Annotated in this window: 16 protein-coding genes and 1 pseudogene; 12 read left to right on the forward strand and 5 right to left on the reverse strand. The window is 68.7% G+C overall.

Annotated elements, in window-relative coordinates; genetic code table 11:
• Positions 1 to 88: 88 nt before the first annotated feature.
• The 8 genes from KUA19_RS07675 (at position 89) to KUA19_RS07710 (ending at position 14,770) form a co-directional block, all read left to right on the forward strand.
• Positions 89 to 445, forward strand: a complete 357-nt coding sequence (locus tag KUA19_RS07675) for a YciI family protein (protein WP_217395449.1) — start codon at positions 89 to 91, stop codon at positions 443 to 445.
• Complete coding sequence (locus KUA19_RS07680; protein WP_254548965.1) at positions 442 to 1,716, forward strand: RNA polymerase sigma factor; 1,275 nt, start codon at positions 442 to 444, stop codon at positions 1,714 to 1,716. The genes KUA19_RS07675 and KUA19_RS07680 overlap by 4 nt, the downstream gene beginning before the upstream one ends.
• Complete coding sequence (locus tag KUA19_RS07685) at positions 1,706 to 2,242, forward strand: SRPBCC domain-containing protein (protein WP_217395450.1); 537 nt, start codon at positions 1,706 to 1,708, stop codon at positions 2,240 to 2,242. Before KUA19_RS07680 ends, KUA19_RS07685 begins: the two co-directional genes overlap by 11 nt.
• 229 nt (positions 2,243 to 2,471) lie before the next feature.
• Entirely contained in the window at positions 2,472 to 8,870 is a 6,399-nt protein-coding gene (locus KUA19_RS07690) for an RHS repeat-associated core domain-containing protein (RefSeq protein ID WP_254548966.1), read from the forward strand.
• 119 nt (positions 8,871 to 8,989) lie between these two features.
• Complete coding sequence (locus KUA19_RS07695; RefSeq protein WP_217395452.1) at positions 8,990 to 9,448, forward strand: hypothetical protein; 459 nt, start codon at positions 8,990 to 8,992, stop codon at positions 9,446 to 9,448.
• A 309-nt stretch (positions 9,449 to 9,757) separates the two neighbouring features.
• Positions 9,758 to 11,569 (forward strand): tetratricopeptide repeat protein, encoded by a 1,812-nt coding sequence (locus tag KUA19_RS44455; RefSeq protein ID WP_217395453.1) that lies wholly within the window; start codon positions 9,758 to 9,760, stop codon positions 11,567 to 11,569.
• Between the two features lie 213 nt (positions 11,570 to 11,782).
• Positions 11,783 to 13,102, forward strand: coding sequence for a tetratricopeptide repeat protein (locus KUA19_RS44460; protein WP_217395454.1), 1,320 nt, complete (start codon positions 11,783 to 11,785; stop codon positions 13,100 to 13,102).
• 570 nt (positions 13,103 to 13,672) lie between these two features.
• Entirely contained in the window at positions 13,673 to 14,770 is a 1,098-nt protein-coding gene (locus KUA19_RS07710; protein WP_308167372.1) for a glycoside hydrolase family 11 protein, read from the forward strand.
• A gap of 89 nt (positions 14,771 to 14,859) precedes the next feature.
• Here the strand turns inward: KUA19_RS07710 and KUA19_RS07715 are convergent, their stop codons facing one another.
• The 3 genes from KUA19_RS07715 to KUA19_RS07720 all read right to left on the reverse strand — a co-directional run bounded on the left by KUA19_RS07715 (position 14,860) and on the right by KUA19_RS07720 (position 16,732).
• A complete protein-coding gene (locus tag KUA19_RS07715; RefSeq protein ID WP_217395455.1) occupies positions 14,860 to 15,447 on the reverse strand; it encodes a DUF5317 family protein in 588 nt (195 codons plus the stop codon).
• On the reverse strand, positions 15,444 to 15,575 hold the full coding sequence (locus KUA19_RS43820) for a hypothetical protein (RefSeq protein ID WP_302498845.1): 132 nt from the start codon (positions 15,573 to 15,575) through the stop codon (positions 15,444 to 15,446). The genes KUA19_RS07715 and KUA19_RS43820 overlap by 4 nt, the downstream gene beginning before the upstream one ends.
• 71 nt (positions 15,576 to 15,646) lie before the next feature.
• Positions 15,647 to 16,732: a serine hydrolase domain-containing protein gene (locus tag KUA19_RS07720; protein ID WP_217395456.1), complete on the reverse strand. Its 1,086-nt coding sequence runs from the start codon at positions 16,730 to 16,732 to the stop codon at positions 15,647 to 15,649.
• A 249-nt stretch (positions 16,733 to 16,981) separates the two neighbouring features.
• Here KUA19_RS07720 and KUA19_RS07725 point away from each other — a divergent pair, with 249 nt between their 5' ends.
• Both KUA19_RS07725 and KUA19_RS07730 read left to right on the forward strand, forming a co-directional pair.
• A complete protein-coding gene (locus tag KUA19_RS07725) occupies positions 16,982 to 17,323 on the forward strand; it encodes an ArsR/SmtB family transcription factor (protein WP_217395457.1) in 342 nt (113 codons plus the stop codon).
• A gap of 3 nt (positions 17,324 to 17,326) precedes the next feature.
• The gene (locus tag KUA19_RS07730; RefSeq protein ID WP_217395458.1) at positions 17,327 to 17,809 is read left to right on the forward strand and encodes an SRPBCC family protein; all 483 of its coding nucleotides are present in this window, start codon (positions 17,327 to 17,329) and stop codon (positions 17,807 to 17,809) included.
• A gap of 106 nt (positions 17,810 to 17,915) precedes the next feature.
• Here the strand turns inward: KUA19_RS07730 and KUA19_RS07735 are convergent, their stop codons facing one another.
• On the reverse strand, positions 17,916 to 18,509 hold the full coding sequence (locus KUA19_RS07735; RefSeq protein WP_217395459.1) for an MBL fold metallo-hydrolase: 594 nt from the start codon (positions 18,507 to 18,509) through the stop codon (positions 17,916 to 17,918).
• Between the two features lie 81 nt (positions 18,510 to 18,590).
• On the opposite strand from KUA19_RS07735, the gene KUA19_RS07740 reads away from it, so the two are divergent.
• Together KUA19_RS07740 and KUA19_RS07745 are read left to right on the forward strand one after the other, a co-directional pair.
• A complete protein-coding gene (locus KUA19_RS07740) occupies positions 18,591 to 19,526 on the forward strand; it encodes a helix-turn-helix domain-containing protein (protein ID WP_217395460.1) in 936 nt (311 codons plus the stop codon).
• Positions 19,527 to 19,629: 103 nt separating this feature from the next.
• Positions 19,630 to 22,854, forward strand: a pseudogene (locus KUA19_RS07745) (S8 family serine peptidase); the annotation flags it as partial.
• A gap of 1,142 nt (positions 22,855 to 23,996) precedes the next feature.
• Here the strand turns inward: KUA19_RS07745 and KUA19_RS07750 are convergent.
• Positions 23,997 to 24,317, reverse strand: a complete 321-nt coding sequence (locus KUA19_RS07750) for a GYD domain-containing protein (RefSeq protein ID WP_217395462.1) — start codon at positions 24,315 to 24,317, stop codon at positions 23,997 to 23,999.
• Positions 24,318 to 24,684 lie beyond the last annotated feature (367 nt).

Raw genomic sequence — 24,684 nt, forward strand, 5'->3', positions numbered from 1 at the left:
TCTTTCCTCGGTTGTCGATCGGCGACCGGTCTGACTCGTCGTAGAGGTAGGCGGGCCCGGCCGGGCTCCACACGATGGGATGTGCGCCATGGCGAAGTACCTGCTCCTCATCTACGGCGACGAACGGCAGTGGGCCGCGATGCCGCCACCGGAGGTGCGGAAGCTCGACGAGGCCCACCGCGCCTTCTCCGCCGCGGCCGGGTCGGCCGTCCTCAACGGCCAGGAACTGGAGCCGGCCAACATCGCGACCACACTGCGCGCGGACTCGGCCGGTCGGTTGACCATCACCGACGGACCGTTCCTGGAGACCAAGGAAGCAGTGGGCGGCTACTACCTGATCGAAGCCGCCGACCTCGACGAGGTGATCAGTCTGGCCTCGCGACTGTACGAGGTATCCACAGGCCACAGCGGGGTGGAGATCCGACCGGTGGTCGATCACGGATGAGCGCCGAGGTCGCCGCGGCGGTCGCGCAGGCGCACCGCAGTGACTGGACCCAAGTGCTGGCCGCGACGGCACGTCTGACTCGAGACCTCGATCTCGCCGAGGAGTGCACCCAGGACGCCTATGCCCAGGCGCTGCAGGCCTGGACGCGGATCGGCATCCCCGATCGCCCGGCCGCGTGGCTTACCACCACTGCCCGCAACCGGGCGCGCGATGTGCTGCGGCGGGAGTCCGCGCTGCGCCGGGCCCTACCACTGCTGGTGGCCAAACAGTCGGTGCCCGGCCCCGAAGGCAGCCTCGACGACGACCGCCTGCGGCTCGTCTTCACCTGCTGTCACCCGGCCCTGTCCCGCGATGCGCAGGTCGCACTGACACTGCGGTTGGTGTGCGGCCTGTCCACTGCCGAGGTGGCGCGGGCGTTCCTGGTGTCGGAGTCCACCATGGCCGCGCGCATCACCCGGGCCAAGAAGAAGATCACCGCCGCTCGCATCCCGTACCGTGTGCCCTCACCCGAGCACCTCGCCCAACGAGTGAGCGTCGTTCTCGAGGTCCTACATCTGATCTTCACCACCGGCCACACGGCGCCGATCGGCGCGCATCTTGCCCGCCGGGACCTGATGGACAGCGCGATCAGCCTCGCCCGGCTGCTGCTCCTGCTCATGCCGACCGACGCCGAGGTCAGCGCCCTACTCGCGCTGCTGCTCCTCATCGACGCGCGCGCCGACAGCCGACTGTCGGCCACCGGGCGGCTGCAGCTGCTTTCGGAGCAGGACCGGACGCGCTGGGACAGTCGGCTGATCGGCGAGGGTATCGCCCTGCTGACCGAGGCGCTCCACCGTCGGCCGCCGACGCGGTACGCCGTCGAGGCCGCGATCGCCGCCGTGCACGCCGAGGCGCCGACCTGGCAGGACACCGACTGGGCGGAGATCGTCGGACTGTACGACGTCCTGCTCCGACTCTGGCCCTCACCGGTGGTCGAGCTCAACCGTGCCGTGGCCGTGGGACTTCGCGACGGCCCGCAGGCAGGCCTCGACGCGCTGGCCCCGCTTTGCGCCGAGCCGGCGCTGGCCACCTACGGCTACCTCAGCGCCGCCCGCGCCGACTTCCTGCGCCAACTGCACCAGTGGACAGCAGCGGCGGACGCGTACCAGGAAGCCCTGACCCTCACCGACAACGACGTCGAACGCGCCTTCCTCACCGAACGGCTCGGCGCCGTCCAAGCATGTGCCGACCGGGAAGATCGACCCCAGTGGAGCCGTACCAATGACAGTTAGCGAGCGCGAGCCCGTCGCGGTGTCCCGTCGAATCGCGGCGCCCGCGGCCGACATCTTCCGGATCCTCGCGGATCCTCGGCGACACACCGATCTCGACGGCTCCGGGATGTTGCGCGGCGCCGCGTCGGACACGGTGGTCTCCGCCGTCGGCGACGTCTTCGTGATGCGAATGCACTACCCGCCACACGGCGACTACGAGATGAACAACCACGTGGTCGAGTACGAGGTGAACCGGCGCATCGCCTGGGAGCCGGAAGCGGGCCGGGGTCATCCGGACACCGCGCCCGGTAGCACGGCGCCAAGGAGCTGGGGGCACCGGTGGACCTACCAGCTGACCCCGGACGGCCCGGACGCGACCATCGTGACCGAGAGCTATGACTGTTCCCGGGCACCGCAGGACGAGCAGGAGTCGATGGACGGCGGCCGCATCTGGGTCAGGAGCATGACCGAGACGCTGGAACGGCTGGACGTGCTCTGCGCCAGACAGCGCGGTCAGCACGACAGCTCCAAGCACGGCTCGACGTGACGGTCGTGGTCCCGTGCCGCGTCGCAGAGGGGTAATCGATACCGTATCGAGATTTCATCGATCCCGACGGGGCAATATATCGACGCTGATTGTGGCAATGTTGCGCACCGCAGGGTCGATCGGCATCCCGCATCCAGGCGGGTTGCCCAGCCGTTCTTAACAAAGGATGCGCATGAGATCTCAACGGGGAAGACTGAGACACGCCAGGCAGACCAGCATCATCAGCTCGATGACCGCGCTAGCCACGATCATGGCGATGGGCGTACCCAACGTGGCGGCCGCCGCGCCCGGCGGCCGCATCACGGCCGGGGCGCCCGCCGTGTCCCCGGGGCCGTCCGTCAAGGGCGTGCACCCGGTGCCGTCGAAGTTCCAGCCACCGGCCAACGATCCGGCCCGGCGCACATTCGTGGCGGACAAGACGTCGTTCCCGGCCGCGGCCGACACCACCATCGCCCTGCCGACGACCACCTCGGCAGGCCTGTCCGCGACGGGCAGCCGGGTCCAGGGCCGGGGGACGCCGGTGTGGGCCCAGCCCGTGACGGGCAAGCGGCCCGTATCACTGGGCGTGCGCGTGCTCGACCGCGCCCGCACCGAAGCAGCCGGAGTCAACGGTGTCCTGCTCACGGTCACTCCCGACAGCAGCGGCACCGACCCGGTGCGCATCGGGCTGGACTACGCCGGCTTCGCGCAGGCCTACGGCGGCAACTACGGCTCCCGGCTGCGCTTCTTCCAGCTACCCGCCTGCGCGCTGACCACCCCCACGCTGGCCGCCTGCCAGCGGCGCACGCCACTGGTGTCGAGCAACGACGCGCGTACGCAGAGCGTGTCCACGCAGCTCGCGGCCGCACCTGCGAGCGCGAGGACGATGGTCCTGGCGGCGGCGTCCGACCCTGGCAACGACGGCGGTTCCGGCGGCACATTCGCCGCGACCGACCTGAAGCCGTCGGGTTCGTGGACGGGCGGTGGCAGCACCGGCTCGTTCGGCTACGACTACCCGCTGGTGGTCCCCCCGGCCGCGTCCAAGCTGGTGCCGAAGCTGGCGCTGTCCTACAACTCGGCCGGCATCGACGGCCAGACCGCATCGACGCAGTCGCAGGCCTCATGGGTGGGCGACGGCTGGTCGACGCCGCGTTCCTACGTGGAGCAGACCTTCACCGCCTGCTCGGAGAGCCCAGAGGGCACCGCGTCGCCGAAGTCGACGCCGGACATGTGCTACAACGGTCCGATCCTCACCCTGGCCCTGAACGGCTCCACCACGTCGCTGGTGTGGGACTCGGGTGCCTCGAAGTGGCGGCCGCAGCAGGAGAACGGCGTGACCGTCACCCGGGTGACCGGTTCGAACAACGGCTCCGGCACCTACAACACCGACTACTGGAAGGTCGTCGAGCGCGACGGCACCGAGTACCAGTTCGGCCGCAACCAGCTCCCCGGCTGGACCTCGGGCAAGACGCCCACCAACTCGGTCGACAGCGAGCCGGTGTACTCCTCGCACTCGGGTGACCCGTGCTACCAGATCTCCGGATCCGGGTTCAACAACTCGGTCTGCACGATGGCCTACCGCTGGAACCTGGACTACGTCACGGACGTCCACGGCAACGCGATGGCCTACTACTACAAGCAGGACCGCAACTACTACGGCCAGAACCAGGGCGCCAGCAACACCTCGTACGTGCGCGACAGCCACCTCGACCGCATCGACTACGGCTTCGCCGACGGCGGCGCGTACGGCACGGTCGGCAACCGGGTTCAGTTCAACACCGGCGACCGGTGCGTGTCGGGCACCTGCCAGCCGCTGAACTCGGCGAACAAGGCCAACTGGCCGGACGTGCCCTACGACCTGATCTGCGCGTCCGGGGCCACCTGCTCGTCCTGGGGCCCGTCGTTCTTCTCCACGGTCCGTCTGACCTCCATCGCCACCCAGCAGTGGTCGACGGCGACCAGCAGCTACATCCCCGTCGACACGTACGCGCTGAGCCAGACCATCCCGCCGACCGGTGACGGCACCTCGCCCACGCTGTGGCTGAGCTCGATCACCCGCACCGGCAACGACACCACTGCCGGCGGCTCGGCCAGCCCGATCGCCATGCCGCCGATCCAGTTCGGCAGCATCCAGCTGCAGAACCGGGTGGACACCGTCACCGACGGCCTGCCCGCGTTCTACCGCTACCGCATCCAGTCCGTCACCACGGAGTCCGGCTCGGTGGTGACGGTGACCTACGGTCGTCCGAACCCGTGCACCGCGCCGGTGACGATCGCACCGGCGTCGAACACGTCGTCGTGCTACCCGGTGTCGTGGACCCCGCCGGGCTACACCAACCCGATCACCGACTGGTTCAACAAGTGGGCTGTCACGAAGGTGGTGTCGACCGACCCGACCGGCGGTGCGCCGGCGCTGTCGACGACGTACCGCTACCTGGGCGGCGCAGCCTGGCACTACGACGACAACGAGGTCACCAAGGCCAAGTACCGGACCTACGGTCAGTTCCGCGGGTACGCGAAGGTCCAGACGGTGAGCGGCGACGGGGTCAACGACCTGCAGACGCTGACCGAGGCCAGCTACTACCGGGGCATGTCCAAGAACAACAACACCACCACCGTCAACGTCACGGACTCGCTGTCGGGCAGCCACGAGGACATCGACCAGCTGGCCGGCAAGCCGCTGGAGACGACCACCTTCCGCGGTGACGGCGGGGCGGTCGACCACGCCACGATCACCTCGTACTGGGTGTCCGGGGCCACCGCGACGCGTACCCGCACCGGGCTCTCGGCGCTGACCGCGAACTGGGTCGCCGAGGCCAAGACGTACACCCGCCAGGCGGTCACCGCGGGCGGCACGACGAACTGGCAGTACACGGCGGTCGAGAGCTCGTACGACGCGACCGTGACCAGTCCGACGGTCGGGTTGCTGAAGCACTCCTACACCCACACGCTGCCGGTCAACACCGCCTACGACCAGTGCCTGACCAACAGCTACGCGCCGCCGAGCTCCACCCGCAACCTGGTCGGTCTGGTCGCGGAGGCCGAGACGGTGTCCGTGGCCTGCGCGGGCTACTCGGCGGGCACGACCGACTCGGTGCCCGGCACGCTCAACGCGTTGAGCGCGCCGACCACGGTGAGCCGCCCCAACCAGGTGATGTCGGCGACCCGGGCGTTCTACGACGACCCGAGCTTCGGCACCACCTTCCCGCAGTCGGCGGCGACCATCACCAAGGGCGGCACCAGCATGGTGCGCAAGGCCACCGGATACTCGGGCGGGGCGTACACGTACCAGACCGACCGGCGGGCGGTGGTGGACAGCTGGGGTCGGGCCGTGACCGGCTACGACGCCAACAACTACCTCACCAACACCAGCTACACGACCAACAGCGCCGGCCTGACCACCGCCTCGGTCGTCACCGATCCGCTGGGCCACACCACGACCACCACCTTCGACACCCTGCGCGGGCTGCCGCTGACCAAGACCGACGTCAACGGCGTGGTCACCCGCTGGCAGTACGACGCGCTGGGCCGCACCACGGGGATCTGGCAGTACTCCCGGCCCACGACCGCACCGGCGAACTACAAGTTCAGCTACGTGCTGTCCAACACCGGGCTGTCCTCGTCCACGACCGAGCGGCTCAACGACTCGTCCGGCTATCAGAAGTCGACGCTGATCTACGACGCGCTGCTGCGTTCCCGCCAGACGCAGACGATGACTCCGCAGGGCGGACGCCTGGTCACCGACACGTTCTACGACAGCCGGGGCTGGGTCACCTCGACCTACAACGGCTGGTGGGACCCGGCGACCCTGCCCAATACGACACTGGTCTCCGCGGCGTCGCTGGGCAGCCAGGTGCCGAGCCAGACCTTCACCACCTACGACGGCCTGGGACAGGCCGTGAAGGTGACGAAGGCCAAGAACGGCGTCGCGGTCTCCACGACCACCACCGTCTACAACGGCGACCGCACCACGGTCATCCCGCCGGCGGGCGGGGCGGTGCAGACCACGATCAACGACCCGCTGGGCCGGGCCAAGCAGATCGACAACTTCAAGGTCGCGCCGACGGTGAACACGCCGACGGACACCTTCAAGGGGCTGTACTCCATCTCCGGCGGTACGGCGATCTCGTCCACCTACGGCTACGACGGGCACGGCCGGCAGTCGGTGCTGACCATCGGGTCCAACACCTGGACCACGACGTTCAACGCGCTGGGCCAGGTGATCTCCAAGTCCGACCCGGACGCGGGGACCAGCACCAATTTCATCTACGACAGCAACGGCAACCTCAAGCAGTCCACCGACGGCGGCGGCAAGACCGTGTCGTACACCTTCGACGCGCTCAACCGCAAGACCGGCATGTACGCCTCGGCCTACACCGCGCAGTCGGCGTCGAACCAGCTCGCGAAGTGGGTGTACGACAACTCCGACAACGCGACCCCGGGGATGACCTACCCGATCGGGCACGTCACCACCGCCACCTCCTACGTCGGCGGCCAGGCGTACGTGCAGTCCGCGGTGAACTTCAACATCTTCGGCAAGTCGCTGGGTGAGAAGACCACCCTGCCGACCACCGAAGGCACCACCCTGGGCACGTCGTGGACGGTGAGCCACCTCTACACCGCGACGACCGGCCTGCCGCTCAAGGACATCTACCCGGCCCAGGGCGGCCTGCCGGCCGAGACGGTGCTGCACGGCTACAGCGGCGTGCTCGACCTGCCCAACACCCTGGGCGGCCTGACCGGCTACACGCAGGGCGTCAGCTACGACGCCTTCGGCCGGGTGAACCAGGTGACCCTGGGCTCGGCGCCGAACCAGGCGTACGTCACCAACACCTACGACGAGAACAACGGCAACCTGCTCAACCAGCTCGTCACCCGGTCCACCGGCACCGTCACCACCCTCGACGAGCAGGCCTACCGCTACGACCTGGCGGGCAACCTGAACCGGCAGATCTCCACCCGGATGGGCTCGGCTGCCACCTCGGAGACCCAGTGCTACAGCTTCGACAAGCTGCGCCGGCTCGTCGACGCCTGGACCGCCAACGACCAGTGCGCCATCGCGCCCACCCCCGCCAGCCGGGGTATGGTCGCCGACGCACTCGGCGCGTCCAGCGCCTACTGGACGCACTGGAACATCTCCGATGACGGCAACCGCACCAGCCAGGTGGAGTACAGCACCACCGGTGGTTCGGACCGCACGGTCAACTTCACCTACAACGGCAACGGGACCGGACAGCCGAACACGCTGACCGGCACCACCGGCGCGGCCAGCGGGTCGACGTCGTTCACCTACGACGCGGCCGGCAACATGCTGACCCGCAACGCGGGACAGGGCAGCCAGGTCCTTGGCTGGAACGAAGCCGGCCGGCTGACCGGCATCACCGGTGGCACCGGCGGGCCGAGCAGCTTCGTCTACGACGCCGACGGCAACCTGATGCTGCAGAAGAACCCCGGCAAGACCACGTTCTCCGTCGCGGGAGAGCAGATCGACCTCAACACGAGCACCGGTGTCGCCACCGGTACGCGCTACTACTCGCTGCCCGGCGGCCCGACCGTCGTGCGGACCGGCAGCGCGAGCGCGTTCTCGTACGCCATCGCCGACCAACACGGCACGCCGGTCCTGTACCTGGACAACACGGCGCAGGTGCCCAGCTGGCGGCAGTACACCCCGTTCGGCGCCGAGCGGGGGGCGGCCATGACCGCACCGGACAACCACGGCTTCCTCAACAAGCCGGTCAACTCCAACACGGGGTTGACCCATATCGGGGCCCGCGAGTACGACCCGGTCACCGGGCGGTTCGTGAGCATCGACCCGCTGTTCGACAGCCAGGCGCCGCAGACCTGGAACGGGTACGCGTACGCCGACAACTCCCCGGTCAACAAGAGTGACCCGGAGGGCACCTGCGTCGTCGACGAGGACACGAGCCGCTGCTACAACCCGGCGGCCGAGAAGCGCGAGGAGGAGCGCAAGGCGCAGAACAAGATCGACAACGATGTGCACGCCAAGTGCGACCAGGCATGCACCCTGCGTCGCCAGGCGGCGGACCGCCGGGCTCGCGAATACCGGGCCAGCCTCATCGAGTGGACCAAGGCCTGCTCGGCGATGTACGTCCTGATCTGCATCGACTACCCGGTCCACCCCAAGGAGGAAGAGGAGGTCGTCGAGACCAGCGAGTCGATCGACCTGGGTCCGCTGAGCGACATCCGGATATCGCGGACCTGGGGAGGCGACAACGCGGGGACGTTCTCCGCGTCGAACGCCATCACGGACGCGCACACCTGGTCCAAGGCACTGGCCACCAAGGGTTCGGTCAGCTGGGACGTCGCGAAGACGGTCAAACTCGGCGCGGAGGAGACGTTCACCTACACCTGGGGCGACACCCACTCCGACACCCACACCGACACTCAGACCGCCGGCTACGGCGCCGGTGAACGGGGCTACTTCGCACCTGACGTGTCGATCAGCTGGTCGAAGGTCAACTACTACGTGCGGTTGTCCAACGGCGAACGGGTGCAGACCGGAACCGGCTACCGGCTCAACGTCGAGTACAAGGGCGAGTACCAGGTCCGTGTACCGGCCGGGGCCACCATCCCGTCCGGCAACTCACCGCAGGACGTCGCGGCGGCTATCTTCAACAGGCTGGGCTGACCTGTCCGAGCCGGGCGGGGCGGCGGGGGGCGCCCCCCCCCGGGCGCCCCGCCGCCCAAACCAAGCGGCGGGGCCCGCCCCCGCCGTGACGACCGGCGACCATCAGAAAGCGGGTGTACATGAGACGTAGCGCGCGAGCAGTGGCGATACTGCTCGGCTGCCTGCTGGCGGCGGCCTGCCGAGACGAGCCGGCCACACCGAGTCCGCACGTGACCTTCGACCCGTTCGAGGGCATGCCGGTGGTCGCCTCGTGGAGTTCGGCCACCTCGGACACGGACGTGGTTCTGGCACAGATCCCGGACAACGGGCACGGCATGTGGCTGCGTACCAGGTGCAGCGGCTCAGGCCGCACGCATGTGACGGTGCGGGGCGCGTCCTTCTCGATCGACCGGACGGTCGAATGCGACGGCGAATGGCACGCCACCGACGGGTTCCCGGCACTCGGAGATCCAGACGTGGGCCCCTACCCGATCACCGTCGACCCGGTGGACCGGGTCAACAACTGGGAGGTGGTGGTGCTGCAATCCGTCAGCCTGCACCGTCCCGTCTCGGGCACACCGTCGCCGAGCACTGGCTAGGCGACAGCGTCAACGTTTTGGCCCCCGCTGGACGGGGGCCAAAACGTTGACGCATTGGTGGATCGCTGGGGAGGCTGGATTGTCGTCGCGACCTCGAGTCAGATCGCGTGGCGAGTTCGTCGTACACGGCAGCGGCCCGCCTCGCGGGCGGGGCGTCGGCGCGAGTTCCCAGTGTCTGCGGCGCAGGTTCTGTCTGAAGGCGCGCGCCGCTGATGATCACTTGTGTGGTCTTGTCGGTCGGTAGCTCCCGCATCGTGCTGAGCCGGTGTCTGAGCCGGCTGTGGTCAAGCCCCTCTGTAACGTAAGGATGTGGGTGGACACGTATTCATCAGCTACCGTCACGCCGGACCGGACAGCGCCTACGTAGAGAGGCTCACCAGCCATCTTGAAACGTCGGGCATCAGTGTCTGGTACGACCGGGACATCGTGCACGGAGAACGATGGGCGAACGCGATTCAAGAGGCGATCGACACCGCCGGCGCCGTCGTCGTGATCATGACGCCCGCAGCGGAGGCATCGGACTGGGTGCGACGTGAGGTCGATCAGGCCGAGCGGCGGGCGCTGCCCATCTACCCCGTGTTGCTGGACGGTGAGCGCTTCTTCTCGCTCGCCCACCTGCAATTCGAAGACGTGTCGACAGGCTGCATGCCATCGACAGACTTCGTGGAGAAACTCGGTTCCCACATCTCGAGCTATCCAGAGGATCTGGCGAGACGCCACCAAGCCGCCGTGCCCTTGCTGCGATCCGGCGATCTGACGCAGGCAACGCGCATTCTCCTCGGCGTCGTCGCCGCACGGACCAGGCTGCTCGGACCAGACAACGCCGATACGCTCACCGCCCGCCATGATCTGGCGACCGCCATGCGTGACTCAGGGCAGTACACCGAAGCGGGCAAGACCCTTGCCGCTGTCGCCGAGGTCCGCGCCCGCGTCCTTGGCGCGACTCACCCCGACACCTTGCTCAGCCGGTTTGAGGCAGCCTGCGCATCGGGATCGGCTTCGGGCTGGGAGCGTGCGGTGCCCTTACTGAGCGAGATCGTGTCGGCACAAACTCAAGCGCTCGGCCCCGACGACGCCGCGACGCTGCGAAGCCGAGCCGTACTGGCCGATGCGTCGAGCAGGTTCCGGCCCGCCGAGTCCGCGACCCAGCTGCGGGAGATCGTGCACAAACAGACGTCGCTCCTCGGCGCCGATCACGCGGACACACTGCGCAGCCGACGCCGGCTCGCGGATTCGATCAGCGAGGCCGGGCACGATCCCCAGGTTCTGACAATGCTCATCGACATCGTCGCCGCGCAGACGAGAACGCTCGGGCCGGTTCACCCGGACACCCTGGACAGCCGCCACAACCTGGCAATGGTCATCGCGAGCACCGGCGACTACACCCACGCGATCAGACTGCTGCGTGAAGTCATCGGCGACCGGACCAAGTCCCAGGGACGAACCCATCCCGGGACGATCTCCTCGCGTGCCGCCGTGGCGGTGATCGTCGGCAAAGCAGGCGACTGGGACGAAGCCATCGTCGGGCTCAAGGAGGCGTCAGCCGCCTTCCACCTGGCCCTGGGCCAGGACCACCCGCTGTCGCTGACGGTCCGTCAGAACCTGGCCGTCGCGCACTACAACGCCGGTGACCCCGAACTCGCACTGCCGCAGGTCCGCGGCGTCATCGCCGATCGGACTCGGATCCTGGGCGCCACCCATCCCGACACCCTGCACTCCCGAAGCGAGCTGGCGGCGTTGCTGGTCCAGGAAGGTTCCTCCGAAGCCATCGACGAGCTACGCGATGTCCTGAAGCTTCAAGGCCACACGCATGGATGGCATGACCGGAGAACGCTCCGTACGGGGTACGCGCTCGGCACATTGCTCGCCAACGACAACGTGCGCGATGAAGCAGCCGACATACTGGGCAGCGTGCACGCGTGGCAAACACGTCTACTCGGAACGGATCACCCGGAGACACTGGAGACCGCATACTCCGTCGCCGTGAATGCGGCCATCAAAGGCGACCTCCGCCAAGCACGGACCCTGCTCAAGCAAGTTCTGGCCACTCAGCAGCGCGTGCTCGGGCCAGACCACGCGGCGACGGTGAGATCGCGAACGTTCTGGGCGAAACTCAAGTAAGAGCGTTGACTCGAAAATGTGAGCGAGGTGCTGGTCAGGCCGTTTGCGGTGTTGATCGTGACGGTGGAGCCGAGGTGCTTGAGTCCGCTATGGCTTGCCGGGCTGGGTATGTCCGGGCTTGGTGTTGCGCCGGTCTTGTTGTTGCCGGATCTTGGAAGTTTTGCTCCGTCTGGCCGGTGCTCGGCGATTGACGGCAGTCGGTAGTTTGCTCAGGTGTCCGGTCACGTATTCATCAGCTACAGCCACGCCACCGACAGTGCTTACGTCGCGAAGCTGGCCAAGCATTTCACCGCTGCTGGTGTCGAGGTGTGGTTCGACCACCAGATCATCACCGGTGAGCGGTGGGCCAAAGTGATCCAACAGCGTATCGACACCTGCGCGGCGTTCATCGTGGTGATGAGTCCCGCCTCGGATCAGTCCACGTGGGTGGACCGGGAGATCGACCAGGCCGAACTACGTGGCAAACCGATCTTTCCGCTGCTGCTGGGCGGGGAGCGGTTCTTCCGCCTGGCGCACCTGCAGTTCGAAGACGTCACCGGCGGCCGGATGCCATCAGCCGGGCTCGCCACCAGCCTTCTCGGCTGGCAGACCGCCACACGGGCCGCGGCGGCCGGGCCGGCGGCGGCTGTCGGCGCTGCGACCCCCGACCGCCGGCACAGCGACGACGCCCTTGGTATGCGCAAACGCGACGGCCGCGGCGAAGCCGCACAACCTCTGGACCACGCCACCCTGAAGGCCCGCCACAACGCCGCGTTCAACATCGGACGGGCCGGGAACCGCGCCGAGGCAGCACGTCTGTTCCGCGCCCTGGTAGCCGACAGCATCCGCGTCCTGGGTCCTGACCACCCCGACACTCTGAACGCCCGCTACTGGCTTGCGCTCAACACCCACTCGGCCGGGGACGGCGCCGAGGTGACACGCATGTTCCATGCCCTGGTAGCCGACAGCACCCGCGTCCTGGGCGCTGACCACCCCGACACTCTGAGTGCCCGCTACTGGCTCGCGACCAATACCGACCGCGACGAAACCCGCGCCGAGGCGACCGAGTTGTTCCGCGCCCTGGTGGCCGACAACACCCGAGTCCGGGGCGCTGACCACCCAGACACCCTGAGGGCACGGTCCCGACTCGCGCTCAACGTCGGGCAAGGTGGGGATCGCGCCGAGGCTGCACGCATGTACCGCGCCCTGGTGGCCGACTACACCCGAGTCCGGGGCGCTGACCACCCAGACACCCTGAGCGCTCGCCACTGGCTCGCGCTCAACATCGGGGACGGCGGGGATCGCACCGAGGCCGCACGTCTGTTCCGCGCTCTGGTGGCCGACAGCACCCGAGTCCGAGGCGCTGACCACCCAGACACCCTGAGCGCTCGCTACTGGCTTGCGTACAACATCGGGCAGGGCGGGAAGGGCGCCGAGGCTGCACGCATGTTCCGCGTCCTGGTAGCCGACAGTACCCGCGTCCTTGGCGCGGGCCATCCCGACACCGAAAGCGCCCGTTTCTTCCTGGAGAGCTACGGCAGCAGGGCTGACTGATCACTTCAGCCTCGACGTACGCGTCCATGGGCGTCTGTAGTGGGCCGTCGGGGCAGATCCCTGATGCCGGGCGATCTTTCGTGCGGGACCACCGGAGCCGACGCGTATCCACGCGGGCACGCATCGGCTCGGCGCTGGCGACTGAATGGGCCGTGGCGCCGCATCGGTTCCGAAACTTCCGCTCGCCCTGTCAGTTCTGTCGATCACTATGAGGTCCGTCTTTCTATCAACATCCACATGCCGGTGATTCAGGAGCCCCTTGACCGGCTCATATACCTGTTGTTCCCGGCATGTTGCCAAGAGAGGGTCGAGCTGGCATTCCGATAACTTCCGGAAGTTGTTGACAGTCCTGATCGGTCGGCCCAATACTGCCTGCATCGATGAATGTCGACGACCGTCGAACCCGATTCGTGGCCACGACTCCGGTGCCCGGCCGTCGACCGGACCACGCCACCCGTTCCGGGCCTGGTCCGCCGCCGCGTGACGCCGCCCGCCCTGGCGGCCCACGACTGCGTCGAGTCGAGTCACGCAGCCTGGCCCGCAGGCTGCCCTCACCAGAAGGATGCCCCGGTGAACGATCACCCCTCCCACCTACGGCCCCGCAGGCGCACCCACGTGAAGCCGCTCCTCGGCGGCCTCTGCGCCGTCGCACTGGCCGTCGCCTCGATGGCGCTCGGCGGCACGGCCCACGCTGAGGCCGACCGGACCATCACCTCGAACTCCACCGGCTTCCACAACGGGTTCTTCTACTCGTACTGGAAGGACAACGGCAACGTCACCATGAACCTGGGTGCCGGCGGCCAGTACAGCGTCCAGTGGAGCGGCATCAACAACACCGTGGTCGGCAAGGGCTGGAACCCCGGCTCCAGTCACACCGTGAACTACTCCGGCTCGTTCAGCCCCAACGGCAACGGCTACCTCGCGCTGTACGGCTGGACGACCAACCCGCTCATCGAGTACTACATCGTCGAGAACTTCGGCAGCTACAACCCGAGTTCGGGTGCGACCCGGCTGGGTTCGGTCACCACCGACGGCAGCACGTACGACATCTACCGCACCCAGCGCGTCAATCAGCCGTCCATCATCGGCACCGCGACGTTCTACCAGTACTGGAGCGTCCGCCAGCAGCACCGCACCGGCGGCACCATCACCACCGCCAACCACTTCAACGCCTGGGCGAGCCTCGGCCTGAACCTGGGCACCCACAACTACCAGATCCTCGCGACGGAGGGCTACCAGAGCAGCGGCAGCTCCAACATCACCGTCAGCGAGGGCGGCAACCCGCCGACCAGCCCGAGCGCACCGGCCAGCGCGAGCCCGCGGCCGAGCTCGTCGCCTACGCCGGGTGGGGGCAGTGGCGGCTGCCGCGTGAGCAACGCGCTCAATCCATGGAACAACGGCCTGACCGACAACATCACCATCACCAACACCGGCTCGACCGCGATCAACAATTGGTCACTGCGGTTCAACCTCGCCGCCGGGCAGGTCATCACCTCCGGCTGGAGCGCCACCTACGCACCGACCAGCGGCCAGGTGACGGCCACCAATGTCAGCTACAACGCCAACATCCCACCCGGCGGTTCCACCACCATCGGGTTCCAGGCCACCCATACCGGCAACAGTTCCGCGCCCACCGGGTTCACCCTGAACGGCACCGCCTGCAGCTGAGCGGCACGAAGTGCCGCGGGCGTCACCCGCGAGTCCGGTGGCGCCCGCGGTGCTCTTCGACGGTGACCGCCAGGTCGAGTGAGGTGCGGTCAGGACACCGCCGGGGCGGGTGACCGCGGCGGGCGTGGACGCATGGCGGCGATGAGCAGCACGGTGATGCCGCCGATCAGCAGCAGGTCTCCGGCACTGACCATGATGGCGGTGCCGGGGACGGCCATGACGTCGCTGAGCCAGTACAGGCGATGCTGCCCGGCCTCCCAGGCGGCGTGGCCGACCGGCCCGCCGGTGACCTCGGTGGTTGGCGAGTAGGGCATGATGCCGCGGTTGGCCGCGATCGCGAGCGCGTTCGCGGCGCCCCCGGCGAGGACGGCGATCAGCCCGGCCCGCTGTCCGGGCGTACGCCCACGCAGATTGACTCCCAGCCACGCGGCCGCGAGCACCCAGGTCGCGGCCGCGAGCACCAGGCCGCTGTCGCGCCGCAGCACCTGCGGCAGCCAGGCCGGGGCGGCGTACCGCAGGGCCGCGATGGCGGCGGCGGCCCACATGAGGGCGATCCACCGCAGCCGCAGCCCGGTCAGGCGCAGCGGGTCGCGGCCGAGCCGCATGCCCACGACCACGGCGACGAGCAGTGGCGATGCGATGAAGACGACCGCGGCGAGGGTGGGAACGGCCGTCACGGCTTGGGGTCGTTGCCGATCATCGGCGCGGCGATCGTGTAGAGCGTGGTGAGCAGAGTCGCGGCGGTGATGACCGCGCCGGTCACCCGTACCGCGGCACGGTCCTTGAGTGGCTTCTTCTTCTCCATGGTTCCTCCAACCCGGACGATGAACATCAGCGTCAAGCGGACACGCCTACATGTCAATGCGTCGCTCCGGGTCAGACCTGCGGCGGACGGTCCGGGACGAGCATCGTGGCGATCTCCTTGCCCAGCGGGAGCGCGTTGTCGACGTTGGCGTTGGAGGTCGGCCCCAGGGTCACATAGGCGATGACGAGCGTCTTTGTCACGGTGTCGTAGTAAACGACACCGTGGTAGCCGCCGTAGGCCGGATTCATGAAGATCCAGTCTCCGGCGTGCGCGACACCGTAGGCGAAGAACTTGTCCTTCGTCAGCGACCCCAACCCGGCCGTGGACGGCGCCATCATCGCCTGGTGCTGCCCATCGCTGAGGACCTGGCCATCGGCGAGGGCGCGAACCCAGGTGGCGACATCGGCGACGGTCGTGTTCATGTTGCCGCTGTGCAGGAACGCCGTCGGGTTCCAGAAGGACGAGTCTTCGAAGACCCCGCGCTCGTTGGTGTAGCCGTGCAGGAAGGGCTCGCTGAGCTGGGGCGTCAGCATGACCTTGCTGGCACGCATCCGCAACGGGTCGAGGATGCGCGTCTGCAGCAGCTCACCCAGCGGTTTCCCGGTCGCCTTCTGCAGCACCTCACCCAACACGACAAGGTCGCTGTGCGCGTACGCGAAGCTCTTGCCGGGTTCGAACAGCGGCGGGCGCTCGTTGGCCAGCGCGAGCAGTTCCTCGCTCGTGAACCCCTTGATGGGGTTGGCGTAGAACTGCTTCTCGAAGTTGGGGTTCGTCACGTAGTCCGAGATGCCGGAGGTGCTGTCGGCGAGCATTCTCGGGGTGATCTGGTCCGCGCGGGGGAAGTCGGGCAGCCACTTCGCGATCGGCTCGTCCTGTTTGAGGATGCCTTCGCCATCGAGCTGCAGCAGCGCGGTGGACAGCATCGGCTCCATCGGCTGCCCGATACGCACCTGCATGTCGGGGCTCGCGGGAACCCCGATCGGGGAGCCGCCGAACGCGCCGACGGCGATCACTTCGCCGCCGCGCCACACGCCGTAGACCGCGCTGGTGAGGTCCTGCTCCTTCATCTTCTGCTGGACGATGTCGGCGACCTTCCGGGCCTCCGGACTGACGGCCTGGGAAGCGAATAGCTCCTGGGGTACGACTGAACCCGTCACGCCGACAGTGGACTCACACGAAGACAGACCGAGGGCGAGAGCCATGACGAAGGCTGTCGAAGCCCGACGCCGCAGCCGGGTCGAGACGCGCATGGCAGCCGTCCTTGGTGAACGAAAAGGTGGGGCGCTCCTTGGCGAACGTATCGTGAGTCTTGCGCCCGTGATGCGGTTTCACCTCATTTCGGGATGAACGCCGTTGAAGACCCATCCGGACGCAGACGTACAACCAATTGGTTGTATGTTTGATGGGTGACCGAGCGGAGCGAGGATCAAGCAGACGCCTTCTTCCAGGCTCTGGCCGACCGGACCCGGCGCGACATCATGCGTCGCGTGCTGGCCGGGGAGCACTCGGTCTCCGCTGTCGCGGCGAAGTACGGGATGAGCTTCGCCGCGGTGCAGAAACATGTCGCCGTGCTGGAGAAGGCCGGTCTGCTCACCAAGCGCCGCAGCGGGCGCGAGCAGCTGGTCAGCGGCGAGGTGGAGGCGGTGCGGTCGGTGGCGTCCATGCTCGCCGAACTGGAGCAGATCTGGCGTGGCCGCGTCGCCCGCATCGACGAGCTCATCGCATCCGATCCTGACCAGGAGGACTGAACCATGCCTGTGACCGACGTCCAGCATGACCTTGACACCCTGACGCTGAGCATCACCGCCGACTTCGCCGCGCCGGTGGAGCGCGTCTGGCAGGTGTACGCCGACCCGCGCCAACTGGAGAAGGTGTGGGGGCCGCCGACCTATCCGGCCACTGTCGTGGAGCACGACCTCCGGCCCGGCGGACGCGTGACCTACTACATGACCGGTCCCGAGGGCGAGAAGTACGCCGGATACTGGCTCATCACGGTCGTCGACGAACCGACGGGCCTCTCGTTCGACGACGGCTTCGCCGACCTCGACTTCAACCCGAACCCGGACCTGCCCGTCTCCAAGAACGTCTACACCTTCGCCGCACACGACGGCGGCACCCGAGCGACGTACGTGAGCACCTTCGAATCCGCCGAGGGGATGCAGAAGGTGCTCGACATGGGCGTCATCGAGGGCTCCACCGCGGCGATCAACCAGATCGACGAGCTGATCCAGTAGCCCAGCCCAGCCCAGCCCAGCCCGGTCACCGACGGCTTGAACCACCGGTGACCGAGGCGGACGGCGTACCCAGGCCGGGCGAGCCGCGGCGGTCCGACATCCACGGCTACCGGGGCGTCGAAGCGTCCGGCACGAACGGTGCCCCGTGGCCGGGCACCACGAGGTCGGCCACGGCCAGGACCCGCTCCCGGCTGGCCGTCAGCTGCCCGCGGTCCGGCGCGACCGGGTCCTCGGCCGGACCGTTCGCCCGCCACCACAAATCACCGGCGAACGCGACGACACCCTCAGGCGTGCCGGCGAGCATCGTGACGTCCTCCCGGCTGTGGCCCGGGGTGCGGATCAGGCGCACGGACTCGGACAACGCGAAGCCCTCCGCGTCGCGATCGGTCCACTGGTCGCCACGGTAGACCGCCTGGTAGTCGTGCACGCGTGCGTGCGGGAACAGCCCCACGTTCATGATGTTGTCCGGGTGATGGTGGCTGAGCACGACGTCGGTGACGTCCTGCGGCCGCAGGCCGAGGTCGGCCAGCGGATCCAGGATCGCCGACGGGTGCGCGACCATGCCCGGGTCGAACACGATGCGCAGCTCACCGTCGAGGACGAGGGAGACGGTGGCGGCCACCCCCGGCCCGGTGGAAGTGGTGTAGCCGGTGCTCAGGACGTGGAAGGCGGCGCTGCGGCCGTGGGGTGCGTCGTTCATGCGGCAATCCTGCGACGTCCGGCCGATCAGAACGAGTGGCACGGTTGCCACCGATCACAAAGAACGTGCCATCATCACGGCATGGCTTTCCGATCCGTGGCCGCGTACGCCCCCGAAGGCGTGGCGGCGTTCGGGCTCGGGCTGGTCGGCGAGATCTTCACCGGCCGGTTCGCCTTCGCCGTCTGCGCCGAACGACCCGGTCCGGTCCGCACCGACCTGGGGCTCGCGGTGCAGGTGGACACCGGACTCGACCGGCTCGCCACGGCCGACCTGGTCATCGCGCTGCCGGGCAGCCGGTTCCGGGAACCACCACCATCGGTCGCGGCCGCCTTCCGGGCGGCCGCCGCCCGCGGCGCGACCGTCGCCAGCCACTGCGTCGGCGCGTACGTGCTGGCCGAGGCGGGTCTGCTGGACGGGCGCCAGGCGACCACGCATTGGCGCTTCGCCGCCGAGTTCGCCACGCGCTACCCGGCGGTGCGGCTGACCACCGACGTCCTCTACGTCGACGAGGGCCAGGTCGTCACCGGCGCCGGTGCGGCCGCGGGCCTCGACATGTGCCTGCACCTGATCCGCCGCGAGTACGGCGCCGCGGCCGCCAACGACGTCGCCCGCGACCTGGTGATCCCGCCGCACCGCGACGGGGGACAGGCGCAGTATGTGACCGCGCCCGTGCCCGACGGATTCGAGGACCAGCGGCTCGGCGCGGTGCTGGCCTGGGCCCGAGCCAACACGCACCGGCGGCTGACCATCGACGAACTGGCGGCTCGGGCGCTGACCAGCCGCCGCACGTTCCTGCGCCGCTTCGCCGACGCGACCGGCACCACCCCGCACGCCTGGCTGCTGGCACAGCGACTCAACCGGGCCGAGGAACTGCTGGAGGCCAGCGACCTGCCGGTCGAGGAGGTCGCCCGACAGGTCGGGTTCGGTTCCGCGGCCGCACTGCGCGAGCAGTTCGTACGCCGCCGCGGCGTGCCGCCACGCACCTACCGCAAGGCCTTCGGCAGTCGCCCCACCTGAGCCGATGGGTCCACAGTGGATTAATGACGGGTTGGTGCCATGGCGTTAATCCGCCACCCAACGATCTTGTGTCGCCCCCGGCGACTGCGCAGGCTGCTGGACTATGTCACGCAGACTCCGCCGCGCTGGCGCGGCCCTCCTCGCCACGGTAGCGGTGATCGCCACCGTGGCGTCCCCCGCCTCGGCGGCGCCCGGCGACGGCAAGCCGCCCGGCCCGCTCAAACGCTCGGCGGAAAACAAGAAGGACAAGCTCGGCTCACACGACCGAGACCTGCTGACCCAGGCCGTCCGCGACGGCAAAAAACAGGTCAACGCGATGTTCGCCGTCCAACCCGGCCAGTTCGACGCCGCCCGCAAGGCCGTCGAGAAGGCCGGCGGCAAGGTGGCGTACCGGGACACCAAGCTCGGCTACCTGCGGGCCTCGGTTCCCACGCAGTCCGTCGACAGCCTGGCCAAGACCGCCTCGGTGCTCGCCGTAGACCTGGACGAGAAGCTCAAGATCGTCGACCCGCAGCCGCAGGCCGACGGCACCGACCGGCACAAGGCCCCGAGCGGCCCGCCGAAGGCACCCGGCACCAGGACGCCCGACGACAACCCGTACCTGCCGACCAACGAGACCGGGGCGGTCTCGTTCAAGGACCACAACCCCCAGTGGGACGGGCGCGACGTCACCATCGGCATCCTGGACACCGGCGTCGACCTCGACCACCCGGCGCTGGCCACCACCTCGACCGGCGCGCGGAAGATCGTCGACTGGGTCACCGCCACCGACCCGCTGACCGAGGGCGACGGCACCTGGCTGCGCATGTCCCGCACGGTCACGGCCGACCCGGCCTTCGACAGCTTCGGCATGACCTACACCGCGCCCGCACCCGGCGACTACAAGTTCGGCCTCTTCTACGAGTACGACACGACCGGCGACACCGAGCTCAGCGGCGACGTCAACCGCGACGGCGACGACTGGGACGCCTGGGGCGTGCTGTACCGGCCCGCCGACCACGCCATCTGGGTCGACGCCGACGGCGACGGGGACCTCGCCGAGGAGCCCCTGATGAAGCCGTACAAGGACGGCTTCCAGGTCGGCCATTTCGGCACCGACGACCCCGCGACCGACGTGCACGAGAGCGTGCCCTTCGTGGTCGAGTACCGCCTCGGCGTGGACCTCGCCCCGATCGGCGAGTCCGGCCAGGCCGACTTCGTCAACATCGGCCTCCCGGCGGGCGCCCACGGAACCCACGTCGCGGGCATCGCGGCGGGACACTCGCTGTTCGGCGGCCAGATGGACGGCGCGGCACCGGGCGCGAAGATCGTGTCCGCGCGTGCCTGCACCTGGTCCGGTGGCTGCACGGCCGTCGCGATGACCGAAGGCATGATCGATCTGGTCGCCAACCGCGGCGTCGACGTCGTCAATATGTCCATCGGCGGGCTGCCCGCGCTCAACGACGGCGCCAACGTCCGGGCGTACCTCTACGACGCGCTCGTCGACACGTACGGCGTGCAGCTGTTCCTGTCGGCCGGCAACAACGGGCCGGGCGTCAACACCATCGGCGACCCCTCGGTCGCCGCACGGGTGATCAGCGTCGGCGCCTCCGTCTCCAGCCAGACCTGGTACGCCGACTACGGCTCGCAGGTGGCCACGAAGATGGGGATGTTCAACTTCTCCTCCTTCGGCCCGCGCGAGGACGGCGGCTTCAAGCCCGACATCGTGGCGCCGGGCGCGGCCGTCAGCTCCATCCCGATGTGGCTGGGCGGCGCGCCGGTGGCCGACATCGGATACACCCTGCCGGCCGGATACGGCATGTTCAACGGCACGTCGATGGCGTCCCCGCAGGCCGCCGGTGCGGCCGCGCTGCTGCTGTCGGCGGCCAAGAGCCGTCACGTCGACGCGTCACCGGCCAAGCTGCGCCGGGCCATCTTCGACGGCGCCCGCCCGCTGACCGGCACCCCCGCCTACCAGCAGGGCAACGGCCTGTTCGACGTGGACGCCGCCTGGCAGCTGCTGCGCAAGGGTGGCCTGGCCCGCAGCACGTACACCATCGACGCCCCGGTGTGCACGCCGATCTCGGACTACCTGGCGACCCCGGACCGCGGCGCCGGCCTCTACGACCGCTGCGGCGGCACGAGCGCCCGGACCCAGGAGGTCAAGGTCACCCGGACCAGCGGCCCGAAGGGGAACCTGCTGCACCGTGTCAGCTGGGTCGGCAACGACGGGACGTTCCGGACCAGCCCGATGCTGCTGCTGCCGCTGGGCAAGGCGGTCACCGTGAAGGTCGGGGTGGACCCGCGCGGCAACGGCATCCACAGCGCGATCATGGAGATCGACGACGTGTGGACACCCGGCCGTGACGCCCTCATGATGGCCAACGTCATCACCTCGGCAGACCTCACCGGGCCGAACTACGCCAGCACCGCCAAGGGCTCGGTCCGCAAGGCGGGCGTGCGGTCCTACTTCGTCACGGTCCCGCAGCACACCAAGACCATGCAGGTGAAGCTGGACGGCGTGGCCAAGGACAGCCGCGTACGGCTGGTCGGACAGCACCCGTACGGCGTACCGGTCGAGGCGGGCTGCTACACCAACCTGCCGGAGTCCGGCTGCGATCCGAACCTCAAGACGTACAAGGACCCGATGCCGGGCGTCTGGGAGATCACGATCGAGGCGGCCCGCACGTCGCCGCTGGAGGCCAACCCCTACCAGCTGACCGTCACCGCGTTCGGGGTGTCCACTGCGGACACCGCGGCGGTCGGCACGGTCGAGCTGCACCAGAGCGCCGACGTGAGTTGGCACGTGACCAACCACTTCGGCCCCGTGCAACTGGCCGCGTCGTCCTCGCCGCTGGGCAGCCGCTACACCGAGCGGCCGACGATCGGCGACGGTGAGGACAGGTACTTCTCCGTCACCGTCCCCTACGGCACCAAGCGGTTCGAGGCGACCATCGGCAACCCCGGCGACCCGCAGGCCGACCTGGACCTGTTCGTCGCGGCCGGTGGCGCGATCATCGGGCAGAGCGCCGACGGCGACTCCGCCGAGTCGGTGGTGATCGACAACCCGCCCGCGGCGGTCTACACGATCATCGTCAGCGGATACGCCGTCCCGGCGGGCAGCACCGACTTCGACTACTTCGACGAGGTGCGCACCCCGTCGCTGGGCAGCGTGCAGACGACGTTCACCCCGCCGCTGAGCCTGGCGCACGACCAGTCGGGCACGGTGACCGGCAAGGTCACCCCGGCCGCGCTGGCGCCTCAGGGCCGCCAGATCTTCGGCGCACTGGAGATGACCAGCACCACCGGCGCCGTCGTGGGCGAGGCCATCGTCACCGTCGGCGGCGTCACCGCGCCGAAGGTGTACGTAGGTGAGGTCTTCGGTCCGATGATGCCGCTGTCGGTGCGCAACGGCCGGGTCGCCGGTTCCGCGCAGCGCAACGCGGTGAGCGTTCCGTCGGTCTGGACCGCCCAGGATGGAATCGTGCCCTACTTCGGCTACGAGGGGCACATCTTCTCGATCAACAACAAGGGCGAGGGTGTCGGCCAGTCCGAGCACGTCACCACGCCGACCGTGCCGGGCATCTTCCACGCCGACGGAACGGTGACGGAGCTGCCGCTGCCGGACTGGGCACCCGACGCCCTCTACGGCCGGGCCTTCGCCATCAACGACTCGGGCGCGGTCGTCGGCAACATCACGCGGTGGACCGACACCAACGGGTTCCAGTGGTTCAACGAGCCCTACCGGTGGACTCAGGCCGGCGGCTACGTGCACCTGCCGCACCTGACCGACGACCCGTCGCAGACCGAACCGCTCGCCATCAACTCCAGCGGCCTGGTCGTCGGCGCATCGATGAAGGACGGCGGCGAGAAGCCGGTCTACTGGGACGCCGACAACACGATCCACCCGGTCGACGACGGCTACGGCGCGCTGCTGTCGGTCAACGACAGCGGAGTCGCCGTCGGCCGCAGCGGCTCGCGCGCGGTCATCTGGTCGAAGGCGGACGGCCTGCGGCCGCTGCCGGACTTCGGCCTGCAGTCCGACGCCATCGCCATCAACGCAAGCGGCTGGGTCATCGGCACCGCCGACGTGGAGCCCTGGGACACCCATGTCGTGGTGTGGGACCCGCAGGGTCACATGTACGACCTGACCGCGGCCATCGGCTACGACACGTTCTACGCCGACGCGGCGGTGGGCATCACCGACGACAACCAATTCGTGGTGACGGGCCAGGCAATGGACGACACCGGCCGCAACACCGCGATTCTGCACTTCTGACGTACCGTCCGAGCGAACGACCGGCCCGCCCCGTCACCGGGGCGGGCCGGCCCGCCCCGGCTGAGCTCCGGTTCCAGGGCGCCCACTCGACCGCGAACAGGCGGATGCGTCCCCTTACTCGCGTATCACCCCTGAGCTGGCGGTGGCGGACGGTGACGCGGGTTGCGCAACTCACGAATCAAACCCATGCCCCTGCTTCGCGCTGATGCGGATCATCGACCGGGGGCGCGAAAGTCGACCTTGACGTTCGCTGCTTGGTCGATCTCCTCGGGCGTCAGCAGCACCGTGGTCTTGGTGCTGACGCCACCGGCGGCACCGACAGCCAGCGCTACGGCAGCGGCCGCCTTGTTGTCCGGAAGATCGCAGACAACGTACGTGTCGTCCTCACCAAACGCGAAGTAGAAGGATTCGAGATGCCCGCCGACGCTCTCGGCCAACTTGCGCACAGCGTCGACCCGGGCGCTACCACCATCCTTGAGCACGCCCTTGAGGCCTTCGTTGCTGTAAGTTCCCCGGATCATGAACTTCGGCATCGCCATCCTCCGCCGGTGAGGGACAACGTCCAGACGGTGCCAATCTATCGCCGCCGACCCTGGACCGTGGCGACTTCGGTGACCTGAGCGGGCCCTGTCGCGTCGGTGGTGGGATGATCGGGGAGACGACCGGTGCCCTTCTGTCGGCACTCGCGGTCCAGCTCGCGGTGGCCGAGCTCGCGCCGCGACCGCCCGGGTCGAGGCCGAAGGGTTTCTCGACGATGCATGGTCGGCGCAATGGGATGGTGCTGCTGCGGCGGGAGCGGCCGGGGTATTGGTGCCCCGGAGTACGGACGCGGGCTGGATGCCGAAGATGATCGCCGGACCAGCCGTCGTCGGTCTGTTCGCGCTGGCGGTACGGGCTGAC

The organism is Catellatospora tritici (assembly GCF_019083965.1).
In the GTDB taxonomy this organism is placed as follows: Bacteria; Actinomycetota; Actinomycetes; order Mycobacteriales; family Micromonosporaceae; genus Catellatospora; species Catellatospora tritici.

What these genes read in the sequence shown, in the direction of transcription:
- KUA19_RS07675 (WP_217395449.1), top strand. Translation starts at nt 89, where the DNA reads ATGGCGAAGTACCTGCTCCTCATCTACGGCGACGAACGGCAGTGGGCC.
- KUA19_RS07680 (WP_254548965.1), top strand. Translation starts at nt 442, where the DNA reads ATGAGCGCCGAGGTCGCCGCGGCGGTCGCGCAGGCGCACCGCAGTGAC.
- KUA19_RS07685 (WP_217395450.1), top strand. Translation starts at nt 1,706, where the DNA reads ATGACAGTTAGCGAGCGCGAGCCCGTCGCGGTGTCCCGTCGAATCGCG.
- KUA19_RS07690 (WP_254548966.1), top strand. Translation starts at nt 2,472, where the DNA reads ATGACCGCGCTAGCCACGATCATGGCGATGGGCGTACCCAACGTGGCG.
- KUA19_RS07695 (WP_217395452.1), top strand. Translation starts at nt 8,990, where the DNA reads ATGAGACGTAGCGCGCGAGCAGTGGCGATACTGCTCGGCTGCCTGCTG.
- KUA19_RS43820 (WP_302498845.1), bottom strand. Translation starts at nt 15,575, where the DNA reads ATGGAGAAGAAGAAGCCACTCAAGGACCGTGCCGCGGTACGGGTGACC.
- KUA19_RS07730 (WP_217395458.1), top strand. Translation starts at nt 17,327, where the DNA reads ATGCCTGTGACCGACGTCCAGCATGACCTTGACACCCTGACGCTGAGC.
- KUA19_RS07735 (WP_217395459.1), bottom strand. Translation starts at nt 18,509, where the DNA reads ATGAACGACGCACCCCACGGCCGCAGCGCCGCCTTCCACGTCCTGAGC.
- KUA19_RS07740 (WP_217395460.1), top strand. Translation starts at nt 18,591, where the DNA reads ATGGCTTTCCGATCCGTGGCCGCGTACGCCCCCGAAGGCGTGGCGGCG.
- KUA19_RS07750 (WP_217395462.1), bottom strand. Translation starts at nt 24,317, where the DNA reads ATGCCGAAGTTCATGATCCGGGGAACTTACAGCAACGAAGGCCTCAAG.